This window comes from Caulobacter sp. NIBR1757, assembly GCF_027912495.1.
Classification (GTDB): domain Bacteria; phylum Pseudomonadota; class Alphaproteobacteria; order Caulobacterales; family Caulobacteraceae; genus Caulobacter.
Genome location: NZ_CP115463.1, coordinates 4168776 through 4186036 on the forward strand (window position 1 = coordinate 4168776; position 17261 = coordinate 4186036).

Annotated in this window: 16 protein-coding genes; 7 read left to right on the plus strand and 9 right to left on the minus strand. The window is 69.2% G+C overall.

Annotated features, from left to right (window positions below; all coding sequences use genetic code 11):
* The first annotated feature begins 6 nt into the window (after window positions 1-6).
* Window positions 7-1167 carry an aminotransferase gene (locus O5I81_RS19995; RefSeq protein WP_271066621.1) on the plus strand — a complete coding sequence of 387 codons (1161 nt, stop codon included), beginning with the start codon at window positions 7-9 and terminating at the stop codon, window positions 1165-1167.
* Window positions 1168-1277: 110 nt separating this feature from the next.
* Here O5I81_RS19995 and O5I81_RS20000 read toward each other — a convergent pair whose 3' ends face one another.
* The 4 genes from O5I81_RS20000 to O5I81_RS20015 form a co-directional block, all read right to left on the minus strand.
* Window positions 1278-2048 (minus strand): SDR family oxidoreductase, encoded by a 771-nt coding sequence (locus O5I81_RS20000; RefSeq protein WP_271066622.1) that lies wholly within the window; start codon window positions 2046-2048, stop codon window positions 1278-1280.
* 57 nt (window positions 2049-2105) lie between these two features.
* Window positions 2106-3254 (minus strand): alpha-L-fucosidase, encoded by a 1149-nt coding sequence (locus O5I81_RS20005; protein WP_271066623.1) that lies wholly within the window; start codon window positions 3252-3254, stop codon window positions 2106-2108.
* Between the two features lie 102 nt (window positions 3255-3356).
* Window positions 3357-4115, minus strand: coding sequence for an extensin family protein (locus O5I81_RS20010; RefSeq protein WP_271066624.1), 759 nt, complete (start codon window positions 4113-4115; stop codon window positions 3357-3359).
* Between the two features lie 65 nt (window positions 4116-4180).
* Complete coding sequence (locus O5I81_RS20015; RefSeq protein WP_271066625.1) at window positions 4181-4918, minus strand: extensin family protein; 738 nt, start codon at window positions 4916-4918, stop codon at window positions 4181-4183.
* Window positions 4919-4997: 79 nt separating this feature from the next.
* Here O5I81_RS20015 and O5I81_RS20020 point away from each other — a divergent pair, with 79 nt between their 5' ends.
* Both O5I81_RS20020 and O5I81_RS20025 read left to right on the plus strand, forming a co-directional pair.
* Window positions 4998-5816, plus strand: a complete 819-nt coding sequence (locus O5I81_RS20020; RefSeq protein ID WP_271066626.1) for a nucleotidyltransferase domain-containing protein — start codon at window positions 4998-5000, stop codon at window positions 5814-5816.
* The gene (locus O5I81_RS20025) at window positions 5813-7225 is read left to right on the plus strand and encodes an MFS transporter (RefSeq protein WP_271066627.1); all 1413 of its coding nucleotides are present in this window, start codon (window positions 5813-5815) and stop codon (window positions 7223-7225) included. The genes O5I81_RS20020 and O5I81_RS20025 overlap by 4 nt, the downstream gene beginning before the upstream one ends.
* On the opposite strand, the gene O5I81_RS20030 is transcribed toward O5I81_RS20025, so the two are convergent.
* On the minus strand, window positions 7186-7896 hold the full coding sequence (locus O5I81_RS20030; RefSeq protein ID WP_271066628.1) for a hypothetical protein: 711 nt from the start codon (window positions 7894-7896) through the stop codon (window positions 7186-7188). The two genes, O5I81_RS20025 and O5I81_RS20030, sit on opposite strands and share 40 nt — an antisense overlap.
* 46 nt (window positions 7897-7942) lie before the next feature.
* A complete protein-coding gene (locus O5I81_RS20035) occupies window positions 7943-9949 on the minus strand; it encodes a protein meaA (protein WP_271066629.1) in 2007 nt (668 codons plus the stop codon).
* Window positions 9950-10105: 156 nt separating this feature from the next.
* Here O5I81_RS20035 and O5I81_RS20040 point away from each other — a divergent pair, with 156 nt between their 5' ends.
* Window positions 10106-10807 (plus strand): transposase, encoded by a 702-nt coding sequence (locus O5I81_RS20040; protein WP_271066630.1) that lies wholly within the window; start codon window positions 10106-10108, stop codon window positions 10805-10807.
* On the opposite strand, the gene O5I81_RS20045 is transcribed toward O5I81_RS20040, so the two are convergent.
* Window positions 10804-11529 carry an enoyl-CoA hydratase-related protein gene (locus O5I81_RS20045; protein WP_271066631.1) on the minus strand — a complete coding sequence of 242 codons (726 nt, stop codon included), beginning with the start codon at window positions 11527-11529 and terminating at the stop codon, window positions 10804-10806. The genes O5I81_RS20040 and O5I81_RS20045 overlap by 4 nt on opposite strands.
* Window positions 11530-11736: 207 nt before the next feature.
* Between O5I81_RS20045 and ccrA the strand changes: the two genes are divergently transcribed.
* The gene (gene ccrA, locus O5I81_RS20050; protein WP_271066632.1) at window positions 11737-13011 is read left to right on the plus strand and encodes a crotonyl-CoA carboxylase/reductase; all 1275 of its coding nucleotides are present in this window, start codon (window positions 11737-11739) and stop codon (window positions 13009-13011) included.
* Window positions 13012-13018: 7 nt separating this feature from the next.
* On the opposite strand, the gene O5I81_RS20055 is transcribed toward ccrA, so the two are convergent.
* Window positions 13019-14215, minus strand: coding sequence for an MFS transporter (locus O5I81_RS20055; RefSeq protein ID WP_271066633.1), 1197 nt, complete (start codon window positions 14213-14215; stop codon window positions 13019-13021).
* A gap of 479 nt (window positions 14216-14694) precedes the next feature.
* On the opposite strand from O5I81_RS20055, the gene lepB reads away from it, so the two are divergent.
* Entirely contained in the window at window positions 14695-15453 is a 759-nt protein-coding gene (gene lepB, locus O5I81_RS20060; RefSeq protein WP_271069067.1) for a signal peptidase I, read from the plus strand.
* 155 nt (window positions 15454-15608) lie between these two features.
* Here lepB and O5I81_RS20070 read toward each other — a convergent pair whose 3' ends face one another.
* Complete coding sequence (locus tag O5I81_RS20070) at window positions 15609-16070, minus strand: EF-hand domain-containing protein (protein WP_348637274.1); 462 nt, start codon at window positions 16068-16070, stop codon at window positions 15609-15611.
* 116 nt (window positions 16071-16186) lie between these two features.
* On the opposite strand from O5I81_RS20070, the gene obgE reads away from it, so the two are divergent.
* Window positions 16187-17245, plus strand: coding sequence for a GTPase ObgE (gene obgE, locus O5I81_RS20075; RefSeq protein WP_271066634.1), 1059 nt, complete (start codon window positions 16187-16189; stop codon window positions 17243-17245).
* The last annotated feature ends 16 nt before the right edge of the window (window positions 17246-17261 follow it).

The following is a 17261-nucleotide window of genomic DNA, read 5'->3' on the forward strand; positions in this document are numbered from 1 at the left end:
CGTCCCGTGGTCCATCCCGTCTACGCCGATCTGCCGACCACCATCTTCGAGGTGATGAGCGGCCTGGCGCGCGACACCGGGGCGATCAACCTGGGCCAGGGGTTTCCGGACGAGCCCGGCCCGCTGGCGGTGCGCGAGAAGGCGGCCTGGGAGGTGGTGAACGGCTACAACCAGTATCCGCCGATGCGGGGACTGCCGGACCTGCGCGAGGCGGCGGCGCGGCATTATGCGAAATTCCAGGGGCTGGATCTGGACGGCCTGGCGGAGGTGACGGTGACCTCGGGGGCGACCGAGGCGCTGGCGGCGGCGTTTCTGTCGCTGATCTCGCCGGGGGACGAGGTGGTGCTGTTCCAGCCGCTGTACGACGCCTACCTGCCGATGGTGCGGCGCTGCGGCGGGATCCCGAGGCTGGCGACCCTGCGACCGCCGGATTTCCGCATTGATCGGGCCATGCTGGAGGCGGTGTTCAGTCCACGGACGAAACTGGTGGTGCTGAACAATCCGGTCAATCCGGCCGCCACCCTGTGGGCCGACGAGGACCTGGCGCTGCTGGCGCAGTTCTGCGTGGCGCATGACGCCATCGCCGTCTGCGACGAGGTCTGGGAGCAGATCGCCTTCGACGGGCGGGTGTTTCGGCCGCTGATGGGCTTTCCGGGGATGCGCGAGCGGACGGTGAAGATCGGCTCGGCGGGCAAGATGTTCGCCATGACCGGCTGGAAGGTCGGGCTCCTGTGCGCCGCGCCGCCGCTGATGAAGGCTCTCGCCGGGGCGCACCAGTTTTTGACCTTCACGACGCCGCCGAACCTGCAGGCGGCGGTGGCCTGGGGGTTGGACAACTGTTCCGACTGGTTCGAGCGGATGCCGCTGGACCTGCAGCGGTCGCGGGACCGGTTGGCGGCGGGGCTGGAGGCGTCGGGATTCAGGGTGCTGCCGGCGGCGGGGACCTATTTCCTCAACGTCGATCTGGCGGCGTCAGGGATTGAGGAGCCGGACGCGGACTTCTGCCTGCGGGCCGTGAAGGACCATGGCATCGCGGCCATCCCGATCTCGGCGTTTTATGAGACGGACGCGCCGAGGAACCTCATCCGCCTGTGCTTCGCCAAACGAGATGAGACGATTGATGCGGGGGTGGAGCGATTGGGGCGGGCGCGGGGGACAGGTTCGTAGCGAAGCTGCGTACCTGTCCCCGGTCAGCACGGACGGCTGGATTTGCGCAGGACCAGCCGTCGGCGCAAGCCGGGGACATGTAGGCGGCCAGGCCGCCAACACGTCCCCCGTCAGATCGTTGCGCCGCCGTCGACGACGAGGGCCTGGCCGGTCATGAAGCTGCCGGCGTCGGAGGCGAGGTAGACCGCCGCCCCGGCGATTTCGTCGGGCTCGCCGATGCGGCGCAGCGGCACCGGGTCGGTGGCGCGGCGCAGGGTTTCGGGGTTGGACCACAGGGCTTTGGCGAAGTCCGTCTTCACCAGGCCGGGCGCGATGCAGTTCACGCGGATGCCGTGCGGGCCGTATTCGTGGGCCAGGTTGCGGGCCAGCTGGAAGTCGGCGGCCTTGGAGACGTTGTAGGCGCCGATCACCGGGCTGCCGCGCAGGCCGCCGATGCTGGAGACGATGATCACGCTGCCGGCGCCGCGCTCCTTCATCTCCGGGATGCACATGCTGATCAGCCAGTGGTTGGCGATGACGTTGTTCTCGAGGATCTTGCGGAACTGGTCGTCCTCGATGCCGGCCATCGGGCCATAGTAGGGGTTGGAGGCGGCGTTGCAGACGACGATGTCGACCTTGCCGAAGGCCTTGCGGGTCTCGTCGACCAGGCGCTGAAGGTCGTCCTTCGAGGAGATGTTGGCCGGCACGGCGATGGCCGCGCCCGGGTACTTCGCATTGATCTCGGCGGCGACCTCCTCACAGGGGCCGGCCTTGCGCGAGGAGATGGTCACCTTGGCGCCGTGCTGGGCCATGCGCTCGGCGATGGCCTTGCCGATGCCCCGCGAGGAGCCGGTGATGACGGCGACCTTGCCGGTCAGGTCGAACAGCGTGCCTTCGGTCATGGCGCATTCCCTCTCAAACGTTTGTTTGAAGGCAAACTACCGGCGGCTGGCGCTACGTCAAGCGGGGCCGGCGGCGAGGCGTGCAAACTCGAGCAGGGCCTTCGACTGCACCTCCGGGATCGAGCCATCGGCGCGGGGGCCGACGTTGAGCAGCAGGTTGCCGCCATCGGCCTTCACCTCGGCGAAGAGGTCGGCGATGTCCTGGCCGGTCATGTAGTCGTCGGTGGCCTCGGCGGCGTTGTAGCCGAAGGCGAGGCCCAGACCCCGGGTCGATTCCCACTTCACCCCCTTGAGGTGGGCGCCCGAGCCGTATTCGACGGTGCGGAAGTCGCAGTGCGGCGGCGGCGCCCCGCCGTTGAAATGCACCCCGTTCTTCTGGATGCTGTCCTTGATGCGATCGTTGAAGGCGGCGCAGGCGGCGGGCTCCCGCAGGCTCTCGAACAGGGGGGTGACGCCCAGCCAGCGGTCGTTGATCACCCCGTCCGGCACGACCGCATAGTAGTGGGCGAAGAGCTCGGGCAGGTCCTCGGCGCTCGGCCAGGCGATGTCGTTCCACAGCACGGAGGGCTGATAGCGGTCGATCAGTTCCTTGGCCTGGGCGAGCGCATAAGCGCGATAGTCGTCGCTGGTCGGCACGGCGGCGAACATCTCGCCCATGTTGCGGATCAGCCGGGGATGGGCCGTCCAGTCGAGGCCGCCGGAATAGTAGAGGCCAAAGCGCATGCCCCGCTTGCGGACCGCGGCGGCCAGCTCGCCGACGAAGTCACGCTGGCTGTTCCAGCCGGGCTTCCAGGGGTTGGGGACGCTGGTGGGCCAGAGGCAGTAGCCGTCGTGGTGCTTGGTGACGAAGACGACGTATTTGGCGCCGGCCGCCAGGAAGAGATCGGCCCAGGCATCGGCGTCGAAGGCCTGGGAAGCCTCGTCGAAGGGGGCGCGGAAGGCGTCGTAGGGCGCGTCGCCGTAGTGCTCGGCATGGTGTTTGGCGGTCGGGCTGGTCGGGTCGCGCAGGGCGTTGGCGTACCATTCGGCATAGGGGCCGAGCACGAAGGCGTTGTCATAGTCGCTGACGAACAGATCGCTGATCGACACCCCCGGCGGGGCGAAGGCGGGGATGGCGAACATGCCCCAGTGGATGAAGACGCCGAACTGCGGCTCGGCGTACCAGGCCGGCACGGGCCGGTCCTTGAAGGCGCTGAAATCGGCCAATGCATCCTCCGGCGCGGGTCTGGACGCCCACGTTCACGGTCAGCCTAGGCAGCCGGATCGGTCACGACAATGCGGTTCCCCAAGGTCCGCTGCTGAAAAAAGTCAGGCGCATTTGGGCCAGCCGCCCATGTCGAGGTGAAAGTGGTTGGCGTGCTCGGCGTTGTAGTCGGGGCTCAGCACGGTGAGGAAAACCTTGCAGGCCCCGTCGCGCACCCGGTGCAGGAATTTGCCCTTGGGACCGGGATCGTTCCAGTCATTCTGTACACTGATGATCGTGCCGTCGGCGAGGCGGAAGCCGGCGATGTCGATGGCGTTGGCCAGGGCGTGTTCGCTGACCGGACCCTCGGCCTGGCCGTAGATGCGGCGGCAGCTGTAGCTGCCGTAGTGGTCGATGCCGACCACGGCCTGGTCGAGTTCGGCGAAGGCGGCGGTCTGCACCACCTGCCGCTCCCAGAGGGCGACGGCGAGGGCCTCCTTGCAGGTCATGGCGGCGTCGGCGGGCTTCAGCGGGGCCATGCCGGAGCGGATCTGCAGGGCGTCGTTGACCACGCAGAAGCTGTTCGAGCTGGCGGGTGTCTCGGCGTAGTCGATGCCGCCGGCCTTGAGGATGGCGCGGCAGGCGGCCGGGTCGGCCCCGGCCCGGGCGGCCTTGACCTTGGTGGCGGCGCCGACCGGATCGACCAGGGTCAGCTTCTTCCACGGCAGGTGCTGGCCGGGGATGGCGCGGTCGGCGACCAAACCCATGATCCCGACCAGCACCCACAGCAGCACGAAGCCCACGAGCCGCGCCGCCAGGGTCTGGCGACGGGCGTGGTGGACGATATGCGGCTTGTCAGGGTGCGGTACGCGGTATCCGGCCATGAGGGGTCAAAGGTTAACGGCGAAGGCGGCCATAGCATGACACGGACCGCCGTTCACCCTTGTGCTCAACGACAGATCGACCAGAGGCCCATGTCGAGGTGGAAGTGGTTGGCGTGGGCGGCGTTGTAGTCGGGACCGAGGGTTGTGCCGAACAGGCGGCAGGCGCCGGCTCTGACCTGCCGCAGGAACGCGCCCTTGGGGCCGGGGTCGCGATAGTCGCGCAACACCGAGATGTCGGTCCCGTCCAGCAGCCGGAAGCCGGCGACATCGAGGGCCGAGGCGGTGGCGTGGTTGCTCGGCCGGGCCCCCTCCTGGCTGTAGATCGTCCGGCAGGCATAGGTCCCGAAATGCTCGACCCGCGCCAGATCGGTTCCCAGGGTCTTGCGGGCGGCCGGTTCGACAACATGGCGGCGCCAGACGGCGTAGTTCAGGGCCAGGTCACAGCGCATCGTCGGGCCGCGAGGGCTGAGCATCGGGTCGGCGAGCCGCAAGCTGTTGGCCGTGGAACAGAAGCCCTGGCTGCGGTCCGGCGCCTCGGTGAAGGTCAGGCCGGCGTCGTCCAGCGCCTGGCGGCAGCGGGCAGGATCGGCGGCGATGCGGGCCAGCTTCCACTTGGTGGCCAGGCCGATCGGCTGGCTCATCGAGAACGGCTTCCAGGGCAGGTCCTGCGGCGCGGCGGTGCGATCGACCCAGGCGACGGCCAGCAAAGCGGCGAGGATCAGCTCCAGCCCCGTCGCTGCCACGCCGGCCAGCGCCCTCTGCGAGGGGGTGACGGGCGGCAGGGTGGGCAGGGTCAGGCGCATGGCAGAGGCTACAACGCGCGACATGCAGGTTTGTTGGAGGCGGCTTGACCATCGGCCGGCCTCCGCCCAAGTGGGCGGCATGATCCTCGATTTCGCTCCCGACCAGGCCGTGTCCGCCGACTTCCGCCGGGAGATCGAGGCGCGGCTGGCCCGTGTCTGCGCCGAGGAGGGGGCGAGGCCCTTGCTGGCCGTGGAGTCGGGCAGCCGGGCCTGGGGCTTCCATTCGCCGGATAGCGACTACGACTGCCGGTTCCTCTATCTGCGGCCGGTCGATGACTACCTGGCCCTGCGGCCCGTCCGGGACGTCATCGAGCGGCCGATCATCGACGAGATCGACCTGGGCGGCTGGGATATCGGCAAGGCGCTGCGTCTGATGGCGCGGGGCAACGCCATCGTCGCCGAATGGATGAGCTCGCCCATCGTCTACGCCGAGGCGCCGGGGTTCCGCGAAACCTTCCAGCCGCTGGTCAACGACTGGCGGGCCCTGCACGGGGATGTCGCCCACTATTTCGGCCTGGCGCGGCGCCAGTGGGCCGGGTTCATCGAGAACCGCGATGAGGTGAAGCTGAAGAAGTATTTCTATGTCATCCGCCCGGCCGTGGCCCTGCACTGGCTGCGGGTGCGCGAGGACGCCCCGCCGATGAACCTGCCGGCCCTGCTGGAGGGCGTCAGCCTGCCGGCGGAGACGGCGAGCGCCCTGGCCGAGCTGCGCCGGGCCAAGCAGGCGGCGGGTGAAGGGGTCGGGGTCGGCCCACGCATCGCGGCGCTTGACGGCTATATCGGCGAGCAGATGGACTGGGGCCGGGCGGCCCGCTCCACCCTGCCCCGGGCCGAGACCGAGGCCCTGTGGGCCCGTTCGCAGGCCTGGTTCACCGCCCTGGTCAGGAGCCAGGGGTGAGCGAGGCGGCGCCCGGCTGGCGCGAGATCCTGGCGCCGCAGTACCTGACCCGGTTTCTGTTCCTGTGTCTGGGGGTCTGGCTGAACGCGGCCGACAGCCTGGTGACGGTGACCATCACCCCCAGCATCGCCCAGGACATCGGCGGCTTTCGCTATTTCGCCTGGAGCGTGGCGGCCTTCCTGCTGGCCTCGATCCTGTCGGGGGCGGTGTCGGGGCGGCTCAGCCTGCGGCTGGGCCTGCGCGGGGCGCTGACCGCCTCGGCCATCGTCTATGCCGTGGGCTGCGCGATGAGCGCGCTGGCGCCGGGGTTCCTGGTCTTCGTGGCCGGGCGGCTGGTGCAGGGCTTCGGGGCCGGCGCCATCATGGCCCTCTGCTATGTGGCGACCACGGCGCTGTTTCCGGAGCGGCTGTGGGCGCGGGTGTTCGGGGCCATCGCCGGGGTCTGGGGGATCGCCACCATCCTTGGACCCCTGCTCGGCGGCCTGCTGGCCGGGCCCGGGCTGTGGCGCTGGACCTTCTGGCTGTTCGCGGCCCAGGCCCTGGTCTTCATCGTCGCGGCCCGGACCATGATCGCCCGCCAGCCCCGCACCAAGGCGAATCCGACGCCGGTCGCCTGGGGCCAGCTGGCCGCCCTGACCGCCGCGGTCAGCTTCATCGCCGTGGCCGGCGTGGTCGGCTCGCCCCTGCTGGCGGCGGGGCTGGGCGTGATCGGCGCCGCCTGCCTGGCCTGGATGATCGGGGTCAACGGCCGGACCCCGGGGGCCCTGCTGCCCCGCGCCATCGGCGACTTCGGCAGCGCGGCGGCGGCCGGCTATCTGATGATCTTCGGTCTCGAGGCGGCCTCGATCGCCTTCACCGTCTATGGCCCGGCGATGATCCAGGCCCGCCACCACGTCAGCCCGCTGGTCGCCGGCTATGTGATCACCGCCATCGCCGGCGGCTGGACCCTGACCGCCCTGGCCGTGGCCGGGGTGCAGAACCGCGACGGGACGATGATCCGGCTGGGGGCCAGCGTGCTGCTGGCCGGGGTGATGTTCAGCGTCTGGGCGGTGCCGCGCGGCGGCCTCGTCGCCATCGTGATCGGCATGGTGCTGATCGGGGCCGGCTTCGGGCTCAGCTGGGCCTTCGCCACCCGTCGCATCCTGTCGGGCCTCGACGAGGAGCAGCAGGCGCTGGCCTCCTCGGCGGTGCCGACGGCGCAGCTGATCGGCGGCGCGGTCGGTTCGGCGGCGGCCGGGGCGGCGGCCAATGTGCTGGGCTTCGGCGAGGGCATCGATCCGGCCGCGGCGGCGACGCAGGGGGTGTGGCTGTTCGCGGCCTTCGCGCCGCTGGCCCTGGTCGGCTGGTGGGCGGCCTGGCGGCTGGGGCGTCAGGCCTCGCCCTCGCCTCGAATGGGCCAGTCGACCTGAAGGTCCGGCGCGGCTTCCTTCAGGCGATCGATAAAGGTTCGGGCGCTGACTCCGATAGTTTCCAAGCTCAGCCAGCGTTCGCGGCCGGCCTCGACCAGCGCCACCTGCCGGTCCTTGAGGTCGCCGGTCACCCGCACCCGCTCCACAGCGCTGAACGGCAGCAAGCGCTTGCCGAAGCGGACGCCGTCGGCCTCGATGCCAAGCACCTGTCGGGTGGAAAAGGCCATCATCAGGCCGGCGGCGGTCAGCAGCAAAAAGTCGAGGCAGAAGTAGGCGGCCACGGCCGATCGCGCCCAGTCCGATGCAAAGGCCATTCGCTGGGCGAAGTCGAACAGGCCATAGCTGATGACCGCGAGGAAGGGCGTGTTGCCGATCAGACCGAGCCTCGAGCGCATCGACCGCGACCAGGCCGGGCCGTCGCCGCCGCGCACCGGCACGGGCCCCTGCCAGTCGACACTGTGGAAGACGACCAGGACGAGCGCGAACAGGCCGAAGAGTCCGATCAGCAGCGAACCCCGGGCGAGGAACCAGTCGAAAAGCGGATCGAACGGCCGAAAGCCGCCGTGCGCGCCGTTCAGATAGACGACGGCGACACCACAGGCCAACACCCAGCCTATCGCCTGCCAGGTCGAAGACAGCCAGGGCCGGTCGAGGAGCCATTGGGTGATCATCTTCGCCCCCTGCTTAAGTGACGTCCGCCGTTCGACCTTGGCACGCCTAGCGGGCGTCGGCGAGAGCGCTCTCTTCCACAACCTTGACCACGTCACCCATGATCTCGGTCAGCTTGAAGTCCTTGGGCGTATAGACGCGGCGGACGCCCATCTGTTTGAGGATCAGCGCATCCTCCGGCGGGATGATGCCGCCGACCACGACGGGGATGTCGCCCAGGCCCTCGGCCCGCATCAGGCGCACGACCTCCTGCACCAGGTCGAGGTGGGAGCCCGAGAGGATGGAGAGGCCGACGACGTGGGCGTTGGAGGCGCGAGCGGTCGCCACGATCTCTTCCGGGGTCGAGCGGATGCCGTCGTAGACGACGTCCATGCCGACGGCCCTGGCTCGGGTGGCGATCTGTTCGGCGCCGTTGCTGTGGCCGTCGAGGCCGGGCTTGCCGATCAGGTAGGTGAGCGGGCGGCCGAGGATGACGGAGACGCGGGCGACCTCGGCCTTCACGGCCTCGATGTCCTCCTGCCCTTCTTGGGGCACATCGCCGGTGGCCACGGTCATGGCGACGCCGGTCGGGCCGCGATACTCGCCGAACACCTCGCGCAGGGCGAAGCTCCACTCGCCGGTGGTGACCCCGGCGCGGGCGGCGGCGATGGAGGCCTCCATCACATTGCGGCCCTCGGCGGCGGCTTCCTTCAGCACACGGATGGCGTCGTCGGCGGCGGCCTGGTCACGGGCGGCGCGCCAGGCTTTCAGCTTGCCGACAACCTCGGCCTCGAGACGCGGATCGACGGTTTCGATGGAGCCTTCGCCGGCCGACAGCGGGCTTTCTTCGGTGTCGGTCCAGCGGTTGACGCCGACCACGGTCATGTCGCCGGTCTCGATGCCGCGGAAGCGCATCGCGTTGGATTTGACCAGCTGTTCCTTCATGTAGCCGATACCGGCCGAGGCGCCGCCCATGGCGTCGATCCTGGCCAGTTCGGCCAGGGCGCCGGCCTTCAGTTCATTCACCTTGGCCTCGACCACATAGCTGCCGGCGAACAGGTCCTCGTATTCCAGCAGGTCGGTCTCGTAGGCCAGCACCTGCTGCATCCGCAGGCTCCACTGCTGGTCCCAGGGCCGGGGCAGGCCCAGCGCCTCGTTCCAGGCCGGCAGCTGCAGGGCGCGGCAGCGGGCGTCTTTCGACAGGGTGACGGCCAGGGCTTCCAGCAGGATGCGGTAGGGGTTGTTCTCCGGCTGCTGCTCGGTGAGGCCGAGGCTGTTGACCTGCACGCCGTAGCGGAAGCGGCGGGCCTTGGGGTCCTGGACGCCGTAGCGATCCTTGAGGATCTCGTCCCACAGGGCGGTGAAGCTGCGCATCTTGCACAGTTCGGTGACGAAGCGGACGCCGGCATTGACGAAGAAACTGATCCGTGAACAGACGATCTCGAAATCCGCCTCCGGCACCTGCCCCCCGGCCCGCACCGTGTCGAGCACCGAGATGGCGGTGGCCAGGGCATAGGCCAGTTCCTGCTCCGGCGTCGCCCCGGCCTCCTGCAGGTGGTAGCTGCAGACGTTGATCGGGTTCCACTTCGGGGTCTCGCGGTAACACCAGGCGACCATGTCGCCGATCAGCTTGAGGCTGGGCTCCGGCGGGAAGATGTAGGTGCCGCGCGAGAGGTATTCCTTGATCAGGTCGTTCTGGGTGGTGCCCTGCAGCTTGTTGCGGGCCGCCCCCTGCTCGTCGGCCAGCGCCACATACATGGCCAGCAGCCAGGCGGCCGGGGCGTTGATGGTCATCGAGGTGTTCATGCGATCCAGCGGGATCGCCTCGAACAGGGTGCGCATGTCCCCCAGATGCCCGACCGGCACCCCGACCTTGCCCACCTCGCCCCGCGCCAGGATGTGGTCGGCGTCGTAGCCTGTCTGGGTCGGCAGGTCGAAGGCCACCGACAGCCCGGTCTGCCCGGCGGCGAGGTTCTTGCGATAGAGGGCGTTCGACTTGGCCGCCGTCGAGTGGCCTGCATAGGTGCGGAAGATCCACGGGGCGTCGGGGGCGTGCTGGAAGGGGGTCTGGGTCATCGGGGGCGGATCATGATCATGTCTGTGCTGCAGCGCAATAAGGGGGGACGGGTTGCCCGCCATGCGGGCTACCTGTCCCCGGTCAGCGCCGGCCGCGGGGCTTGACTCGCTCCAACCGCGAGACCAATGTTCTTCAATTGTTCCATCGATTCTCCCATGGCTAGAACCTCTCGCCTCGTCGTCCCGGATCTGCCTCATCACGTGACCCAACGAGGCTCACGTCGGCAGCCGATCTTCCTCAAGGCCGGTGACGAGAAGCTGTATCTGCAAATTCTCCTCGAAGAGTGCGACAAGGCTGCCGTTGAGATCTGGGCTTACTGCCTGATGCCCAACCATATTCACCTCATCGCGACGCCGAGCCGGGACGATGGTTTGGCGCGCGCCATCGGCGAAACCCACCGGCAGTACGCTGGCTTCGTCAATCGACGGGAGAGGTGGACGGGTCACCTGTTCCAGGATCGCTTCTCGTCCAGTGTGTTGGACGAGCGGCATCTGATCGCGGCCTTTCGCTACGTCGCGCTGAATCCAGTACGGGCCGGCTTGGTCGAGAGACCGCAGGATTGGCCTTGGTCGAGTGTGCATTCGCACCTGCTGGGACGGGACGGGCGGCTCGTGCGGGTGTCTCCGCTGCTGGAGCGAGTGGAGAGCGTAGAAGACTTGTTCGCGCCGGACCCGCTCATCGACGCCCGGTGGGCGAAGGAAATCGACGCGATCCGGGCGGCCGCGAAGGGCAACGAACCGGTCGGCGCTCGGGAGTTTGTGGCGCGGTTGCGGAAGGCGGCTGGAGCGGCGCTTGCGGCCAACGCCGGTGCTGACCGGGGACAGGTAGCTCGCTTGCGCGAGCAACCTGTCCCCTAAGCGCGCCGGAACGTCGGCGTTCGCTTGGCGGCGAAGGCCTGTAGCGCGCTCTGGTGGTCCTCGCTGTGGTACAGGGCCGCCAGTTCGGCGCGTTCGTCGAAGGGGCGGCCGACGACGCGTTTGACGGCTTCGACCGAGAGCGGGGCGCGGGTGGCGATGCGGTCGGCGAGGGTGAGGGCGTCCTTGACCACGGACCGGTGAAGGCCGGTGACCAGGCCACGGATCAGGGCGGTTTCGGCGTCGACCGGGGCGCCGCTGAGCAGCATGGCCTTGGCCGGGCCTTCGCCGATCAGGCGTGGCAGGCGGCGGACCGAGGCCATCAGGCCGACGTTGACGCCCGAGGCGGTGAAGATGGCGTCGGGGCTGGACAGGCGGATGTCGCAGCTTAGCGCCAGTTCCAGTCCGCCGCCGAGGCAGAAGCCGTTGACGGCGGCGATGATCGGGACCCGCGTCGCCTCGATGCGGTTCATCAGGGCGTTGAAATTGTGGATGGCCTCGAGGCCCGCCTCGCCCCGACCGGCCGCCTCGATCAGGTCGTCGCCGGCGCAGAAGGCCTGGCCGCGGCCGGTCAGGACGATGCAGCGGACGGCCAGATCGGCGTCGGCGGCGTCGAGCGCCGCGACCAGCTCGGCCCGGGTCGCCATGCCAAGCGCGTTGACCGGCGGCTGGTCCATCTCCAGCAGGACGACGGCGGGCGAGGGTCGCGAGACGTGAAGGGTCATGACGTCCATCCATGCGGTTCACGGGCCGGCCTGTAAATGCGGGCTGGTCCAACGGACTCGCCAGCCGACCATGTTGCGGCGCACAAAAATCGCTTGCCAGCTTTCTGGCGGCGCCACACGATCCCGGCCTCAAGATTGCAGCGCCGGGGTACGCGGAACGACGCGGGCCCCTGCCGCATTGCAGCAGGAACGCCACGGGGACCGCCGATGACCACTGAAACCCTCGACAAGACCGAGCTAAAGGACCTGTACGAGATCGGCGAGATCCCGCCGCTCGGCCATGTACCCGCCAACATGTACGCCTGGGCCATCCGCAAGGAGCGGCATGGCTCGCCGTCGAGCGCCATGCAGGTCGAAGTCATTCCGACCTGGGAGATCGGCGAGGACGAGGTGCTGGTTCTCGTGATGGCGGCCGGCGTCAACTACAACGGGGTGTGGGCCGCGCTCGGCACGCCGGTCAGCCCCTTCGACGGCCACAAGCAGCCGGTCCATGTGGCCGGCTCCGACGCCGCCGGCATCGTCTACAAGATCGGCGCCAAGGTGAAGCGCTGGAAGGTCGGCGACGAGGTCGTCGTCCACTGTAACCAGGACGACGGCGACGACGAGGAGTGCAATGGCGGCGACCCGATGTTCTCCTCCAGCCAGCGCATCTGGGGCTACGAGACCCCGGACGGCAGCTTCGCCCAGTTCTGCCGCGTGCAGTCGCGCCAGCTGATGCCGCGCCCGCGTCACCTGACCTGGGAAGAGAGCGCCTGCTACACCCTGACCCTCGCCACCGCCTACCGCATGCTGTTCGGCCACAAGCCGCATGAGCTGAAGCCCGGCCAGAACGTGCTGGTCTGGGGCGCCTCGGGGGGCTTGGGCGTCTTCGCCACCCAGCTGGCCGCCGTCGCAGGCGCGAATGCCATCGGCGTCGTCTCCAGCGAGGACAAGGTCGACTATGTGCTCAGCCAGGGCGCCAAGGCGGTTCTGAACCGCAACGACTTCAACTGCTGGGGCCAGCTGCCGACGGTGAACGGCCCCGAGTTCGACGACTACATGAAGGAAAGCCGCAAGTTCGGCAAAGCCATCTGGAACATCACCGGCAAGCGCGACGTCGACCTGGTGTTCGAGCACCCGGGCGAGGCCACCTTCCCGGTCAGCGTCTTCCTGGTGAAGCGCGGCGGCATGGTGGTGATCTGCGCCGGCACCACCGGCTACAACCTGACCATGGACGCCCGCTTCCTGTGGATGCGCCAGAAGCGCGTCCAGGGCAGCCACTTCGCCAACCTGGCCCAGGCCAGCGCCGCCAACCAACTGGTCATCGACCGGCGCGTCGATCCGGCCCTGTCGGAAGTCTTCACCTGGGACGCCATTCCGGACGCCCACGAGAAGATGCTGGCCAACAAGCACCCGCCGGGCAACATGGCCGTGCTGGTGTGCGCGCAGAAGCCGGGGTTGCGGACGTTTGAGGAAGTGCAGGAACTGAGCGCGCCGCTGTAGGCGCGCTCTAAGCCTTCTTCCCCCACACCGTCAGCGCCAGGGCCGCGAAGCCGCCGACCGCGACGATCGGCACGGTGGCCATCACCACGTCGCCGCTGCTGGCCCCGAGGCTGAGCAGGGCGCCGCCGACCAGCGGCCCGAACACCGAGCCCAGGCGGCCGGCCGAGACCGCCGCGCCGACGCCGACCCCGCGCACCTTCTCGCCGTAGTGCTGGGGGGCGAGGGCGTAGAGGCCGAACTGGCCGGCCATGATCAGGAAGCCAGCCCCGAAGCCGAACAGCGCCAGGCTGGAGATCGACGTCAGCCCAGCCATGGCGAACAGGGTCGCCATCAGTACGGTGAAGATGACCAGGAAGGGCCGCTTGGCCCCCATCCGGTCGATGGCCCAGCCGGCGGTCAGGCCGCCCAGCGCCCCGCCGACGTTGAACAGGATCATGATCCCGCCGATGTCCGGCCCGGCCATGCCGCGACTGTTCAGCAGGCTGGGCAGCCAGTTGAGCAGCAGATGCAGCACCAGGCCGATGGCCGCGAAGCTGACCCACAGGGTGGCGGTGGTGGCCAGGCGCTCGCGGCCGAAAAGGGCGTGAAGGCTGTCGCCGGTCAGCACGTCGTCGGCCGACTTGGCGCGGGTCTCCGGCAGGAACAGCATCAGCAAGACGGCCAGCAGGAGCGGCGCGACGCCGCCGACGATGAAGATCAGCCGCCAGTCGGCCTGGGCCGCGTCGGTGCGGGCCAGCAGGCTGACCAGGGCGCCGCCCAGCGGCATGCCGGCGGTGACCAGGCCGACGGTCACGGCCTTGCGCTTTTCGCCGGCCAGTTCGGACGACATGGCCAGCAGCATCGGCATGGCCCCGCCGAGGCCGACCCCGCAGAGGAAGCGGATGACCAGCAGCACGTCGAGGTTGGGCGCCCAGGCGGTGGCCAGGCTGAACAGGCCGTAGATGATCACCGAGGCCAGCAGCACCGGCTTGCGGCCCAGCCGGTCGGCGAACGGCCCGGCCATCAGGGCGCCCAGGAACAGGCCCAGCGGACTGGCGCTGAACGCAGCGCCCGCCTCGCCTGGCGTCAGGCCGAGGTCGGGGACCAGCCTGGGCGCCGCCACCCCCATGGAGGCGATGTCGAACCCCTCCAGCATGGCCGCCAGCAGGCAGAGGCCGATGGCGATCCAGGACGCGGAGGGCTTCGGCGCGGCGGGCGTGGTCATGATTGGTCTCCCCGGCCAGCAGACTGGCGCCCCGCCTATCGAAGCGGCAACCCATTATATCGCCGGCCGCCCGACCTACAAAAAGGGCGGTGCCGCGCCCCGAGCGGGAAAAGAGGGTTCAAACCCTTGCGCCGTGGGGTTTCGGGTTGGCCGGGCGGCCGGGGATGTAGCCTATGGCGTGGGTCGCGGCGTGGCCGATGCGCGGGGTTTGTGGGTCGATTTGTGGCCGCGCGGGAGACGCCGGGCGGGGGCTGAGGGACAGATTGAATCGCCTGTCTCACCGCGCTCAGGGCCCGCAGGGTCTTGTGGGGGCGGTTCAACGGGTCCCCCGCTGCCGCAAGATGAATATGTCTAGACATATTGCTCCGGCGGGGACGGCGGGTCTGTCCGGACAGGTTTTCAGGGGCGTCCGGACAGGGATGAGCTGGCGGTCGGACGAGGCGGCGGGTCTGCTGGCGGCCCAGTTTCCGGAGCCTGCCATGACCGACGCCGCCGATCCCCCCAAGCCGACCCTGCTGGCCGAGACCCTCGACATCCTGCGCACCGTCGCCATCGCGCTCGGCCTCACGCTGGTCTTCCGCATCGTCGCCTGGCAGCCCTTCACCATCCCGTCCTCGTCGATGGAGCCGGGGCTGGTGACTGGCGACTACATCGTGGTCTCGAAGTTCGCCTACGGCTGGAGCCGGGCCTCCTTCCCCTTCGCCCCGCCGCTGTTCGAGGGCCGGGTGCTGGGGAATGGGCCGACGCGCGGCGAGGTGGTGGTGTTCCGCAGCAGCGTCGATCCGGACAAGACGCTGGTCAAGCGGGTCATCGGACTGCCCGGCGACCGGGTGCGGGTCACGGGCGGGGTGGTGAGCGTCAATGGCGTGGCCATCCCGCGCCTGGCGATGGGGCCGGCGGAGGATCGGGACGATCCGGACGTCCATCCGCTGCGCTTCGACGAGCGGCTGCCGGACGGGCGGACCTGGGCCACCTTCGACCGGGGCCAGGGGCCGGGGGACGACACGGACGTCTATGTCGTGCCCGAGGGCCAGTACTTCATGATGGGCGACAACCGTGACAACTCGCTGGACAGCCGCTGGCCGACGGCGGCGGGCGGGGTCGGTTTCGTCGCCGCCCAGGACATCGTCGGCCGGGCCGACATGGTGCTGGCCTCGTGGCATCCCGGCGCAGGCCTGTTGAAGCCCTGGACCTGGCTGGACCTGCAGTGGGACCGGTTCTTCAAGCAGATCGGGTGACGCTCACCATCGCTGTCATCCTCCGGCGCCCGCAGGGCGACCGGGGGACCCATTGTCCGCGTAAAGACTGCCGGGAGTCTATCCAGAGCCGCCCTGGGTCCCCCGGTCCGCTGCGCGGCCGGAGGATGACAGCGTGTTTTTGGGTGGGGATGCCCTCAGACCTGCACGCCCTTGTGGAACTCTTCCGGCGACAGCACGCCGTCGTGGTTGGCGTCGCAGCTGTCGAAGGCGCGGCGTTGCAGTTGGCGGGTCAGGGCCGGGTCGGCGGTGAACTTCAGGCCGCCGGCTTCGATGCGCACCGGGGCGGCGGCGAACTCGCGGAAGGCCAGGGCGCCGTCGCGGTCCCTGTCGAGGCTGGCGAAGCTGGGGCCGGAGACGGCGGCGGCGAGGGACGGCAGGGCGCTGGCCCCGACGCCGAGGATCACCGCCGCGCCGGCGAGGACGCGAACCTGCTTCCAGGGGGCCGCGACCTTGCGGGACAGGCGGGCCTCGATGTCGGCGCGCAGGGCCTGGCTGGCGGTGACGCCGTCCAGGCGACAGCGGGCCATGAAGGCGGTCTTGGTCTCGTAGGGGAGACGGATTTCGAGCGTTTCGCTCTTCTTCGGGGCGCGGGTCATGGTGTGGGCCTTGCGGTGATCGGACGATTGTCCGGGCGAAAGCCGCGCACCTCAAGTGAACTTGTGGTAAGGGCGGCGCCTTCTCCCTGCCCCCGTTTGAATTCATAAGCCGATCCATGAAGTTTCTCGACCAGTGCAAGATCTATATCCGCTCCGGCAACGGCGGCGGCGGCGCTGTGTCGTTCCGGCGCGAGAAGTACATCGAATACGGTGGCCCGGACGGCGGTGACGGCGGGCGCGGCGGCGACGTTTGGGTCGAGGCGGTCGAGGGTCTGAACACCCTGATCGACTATCGCTACCAGCAGCATTTCAAGGCCGGCACCGGCATCCACGGCATGGGCCGCAACCGTCACGGCCACGCCGGCGACGACGTGGTGCTCAAGGTTCCGGTCGGCACCCAGATCCTCGAAGAGGACAAGGAAACCCTGATCGCCGACATGGACGAGGCGGGCAAGCGCCTGCTGCTGGCCAAGGGCGGCAACGGCGGCTGGGGCAACGACCGCTTCAAGGGCCCGATCAACCAGGCTCCCAAACACGCCAACCCCGGCCAGGAGGGCGAGGAAAAGACCATCTGGCTTCGCCTGAAGCTGATCGCCGACGCCGGCCTGGTCGGCCTGCCCAACGCCGGCAAGTCGACCTTCCTGGCCGCCGCCAGCGCCGCCAAGCCGAAGATCGCCGACTATCCCTTCACCACCCTGGCCCCCAACCTCGGCATGGTCGACCTGTCGGTCGGCGAGCGGTTCGTGCTGGCCGACATCCCTGGACTGATCGAGGGCGCCTCGGAAGGCCAGGGGCTGGGCACCCGCTTCCTCGGCCACGTCGAGCGCACGGCGGTGCTGATCCATCTGGTCGACATCACCCAGGACGACATCGTCGGGGCCTGGAAGACGGTGCGGGCCGAGCTGGAGGCCTATGGCGAGGGCCTGGCCGAGCGCAACGAGATCGTCGCGCTCAGCAAGATCGACGCGGTCGACGCCGAGACCGCCCAGTGGCGGGTCGATGAGTTCCGCGAGGCCACCGGCATCACCCCCCGGCTGGTGTCCGGGGTTTCGGGCCAGAATGTGCGGGACATCCTGCGCGAGTGCTGGCGGATGGTGCGGCGTGAGCGCGGTGAAATCTTCGAGGAAGACGAAGACGATACGCTGGCCGACGACGCGCCCTGGTCTCCCGTCTAGCGTTCAGAGAGTTTCC

Excerpts from the sequence above, each read along its gene's own strand:
- O5I81_RS20000 (WP_271066622.1), bottom strand. The coding sequence starts at position 2,048 with ATGACCGAAGGCACGCTGTTCGACCTGACCGGCAAGGTCGCCGTCATC.
- O5I81_RS20010 (WP_271066624.1), bottom strand. The coding sequence starts at position 4,115 with ATGGCCGGATACCGCGTACCGCACCCTGACAAGCCGCATATCGTCCAC.
- O5I81_RS20015 (WP_271066625.1), bottom strand. The coding sequence starts at position 4,918 with ATGCGCCTGACCCTGCCCACCCTGCCGCCCGTCACCCCCTCGCAGAGG.
- O5I81_RS20020 (WP_271066626.1), top strand. The coding sequence starts at position 4,998 with ATGATCCTCGATTTCGCTCCCGACCAGGCCGTGTCCGCCGACTTCCGC.
- O5I81_RS20030 (WP_271066628.1), bottom strand. The coding sequence starts at position 7,896 with ATGATCACCCAATGGCTCCTCGACCGGCCCTGGCTGTCTTCGACCTGG.
- O5I81_RS20035 (WP_271066629.1), bottom strand. The coding sequence starts at position 9,949 with ATGACCCAGACCCCCTTCCAGCACGCCCCCGACGCCCCGTGGATCTTC.
- O5I81_RS20040 (WP_271066630.1), top strand. The coding sequence starts at position 10,106 with ATGGCTAGAACCTCTCGCCTCGTCGTCCCGGATCTGCCTCATCACGTG.
- O5I81_RS20045 (WP_271066631.1), bottom strand. The coding sequence starts at position 11,529 with ATGACCCTTCACGTCTCGCGACCCTCGCCCGCCGTCGTCCTGCTGGAG.
- ccrA (WP_271066632.1), top strand. The coding sequence starts at position 11,737 with ATGACCACTGAAACCCTCGACAAGACCGAGCTAAAGGACCTGTACGAG.
- O5I81_RS20055 (WP_271066633.1), bottom strand. The coding sequence starts at position 14,215 with ATGACCACGCCCGCCGCGCCGAAGCCCTCCGCGTCCTGGATCGCCATC.
- lepB (WP_271069067.1), top strand. The coding sequence starts at position 14,695 with ATGACCGACGCCGCCGATCCCCCCAAGCCGACCCTGCTGGCCGAGACC.
- O5I81_RS20070 (WP_348637274.1), bottom strand. The coding sequence starts at position 16,070 with ATGACCCGCGCCCCGAAGAAGAGCGAAACGCTCGAAATCCGTCTCCCC.
- obgE (WP_271066634.1), top strand. The coding sequence starts at position 16,187 with ATGAAGTTTCTCGACCAGTGCAAGATCTATATCCGCTCCGGCAACGGC.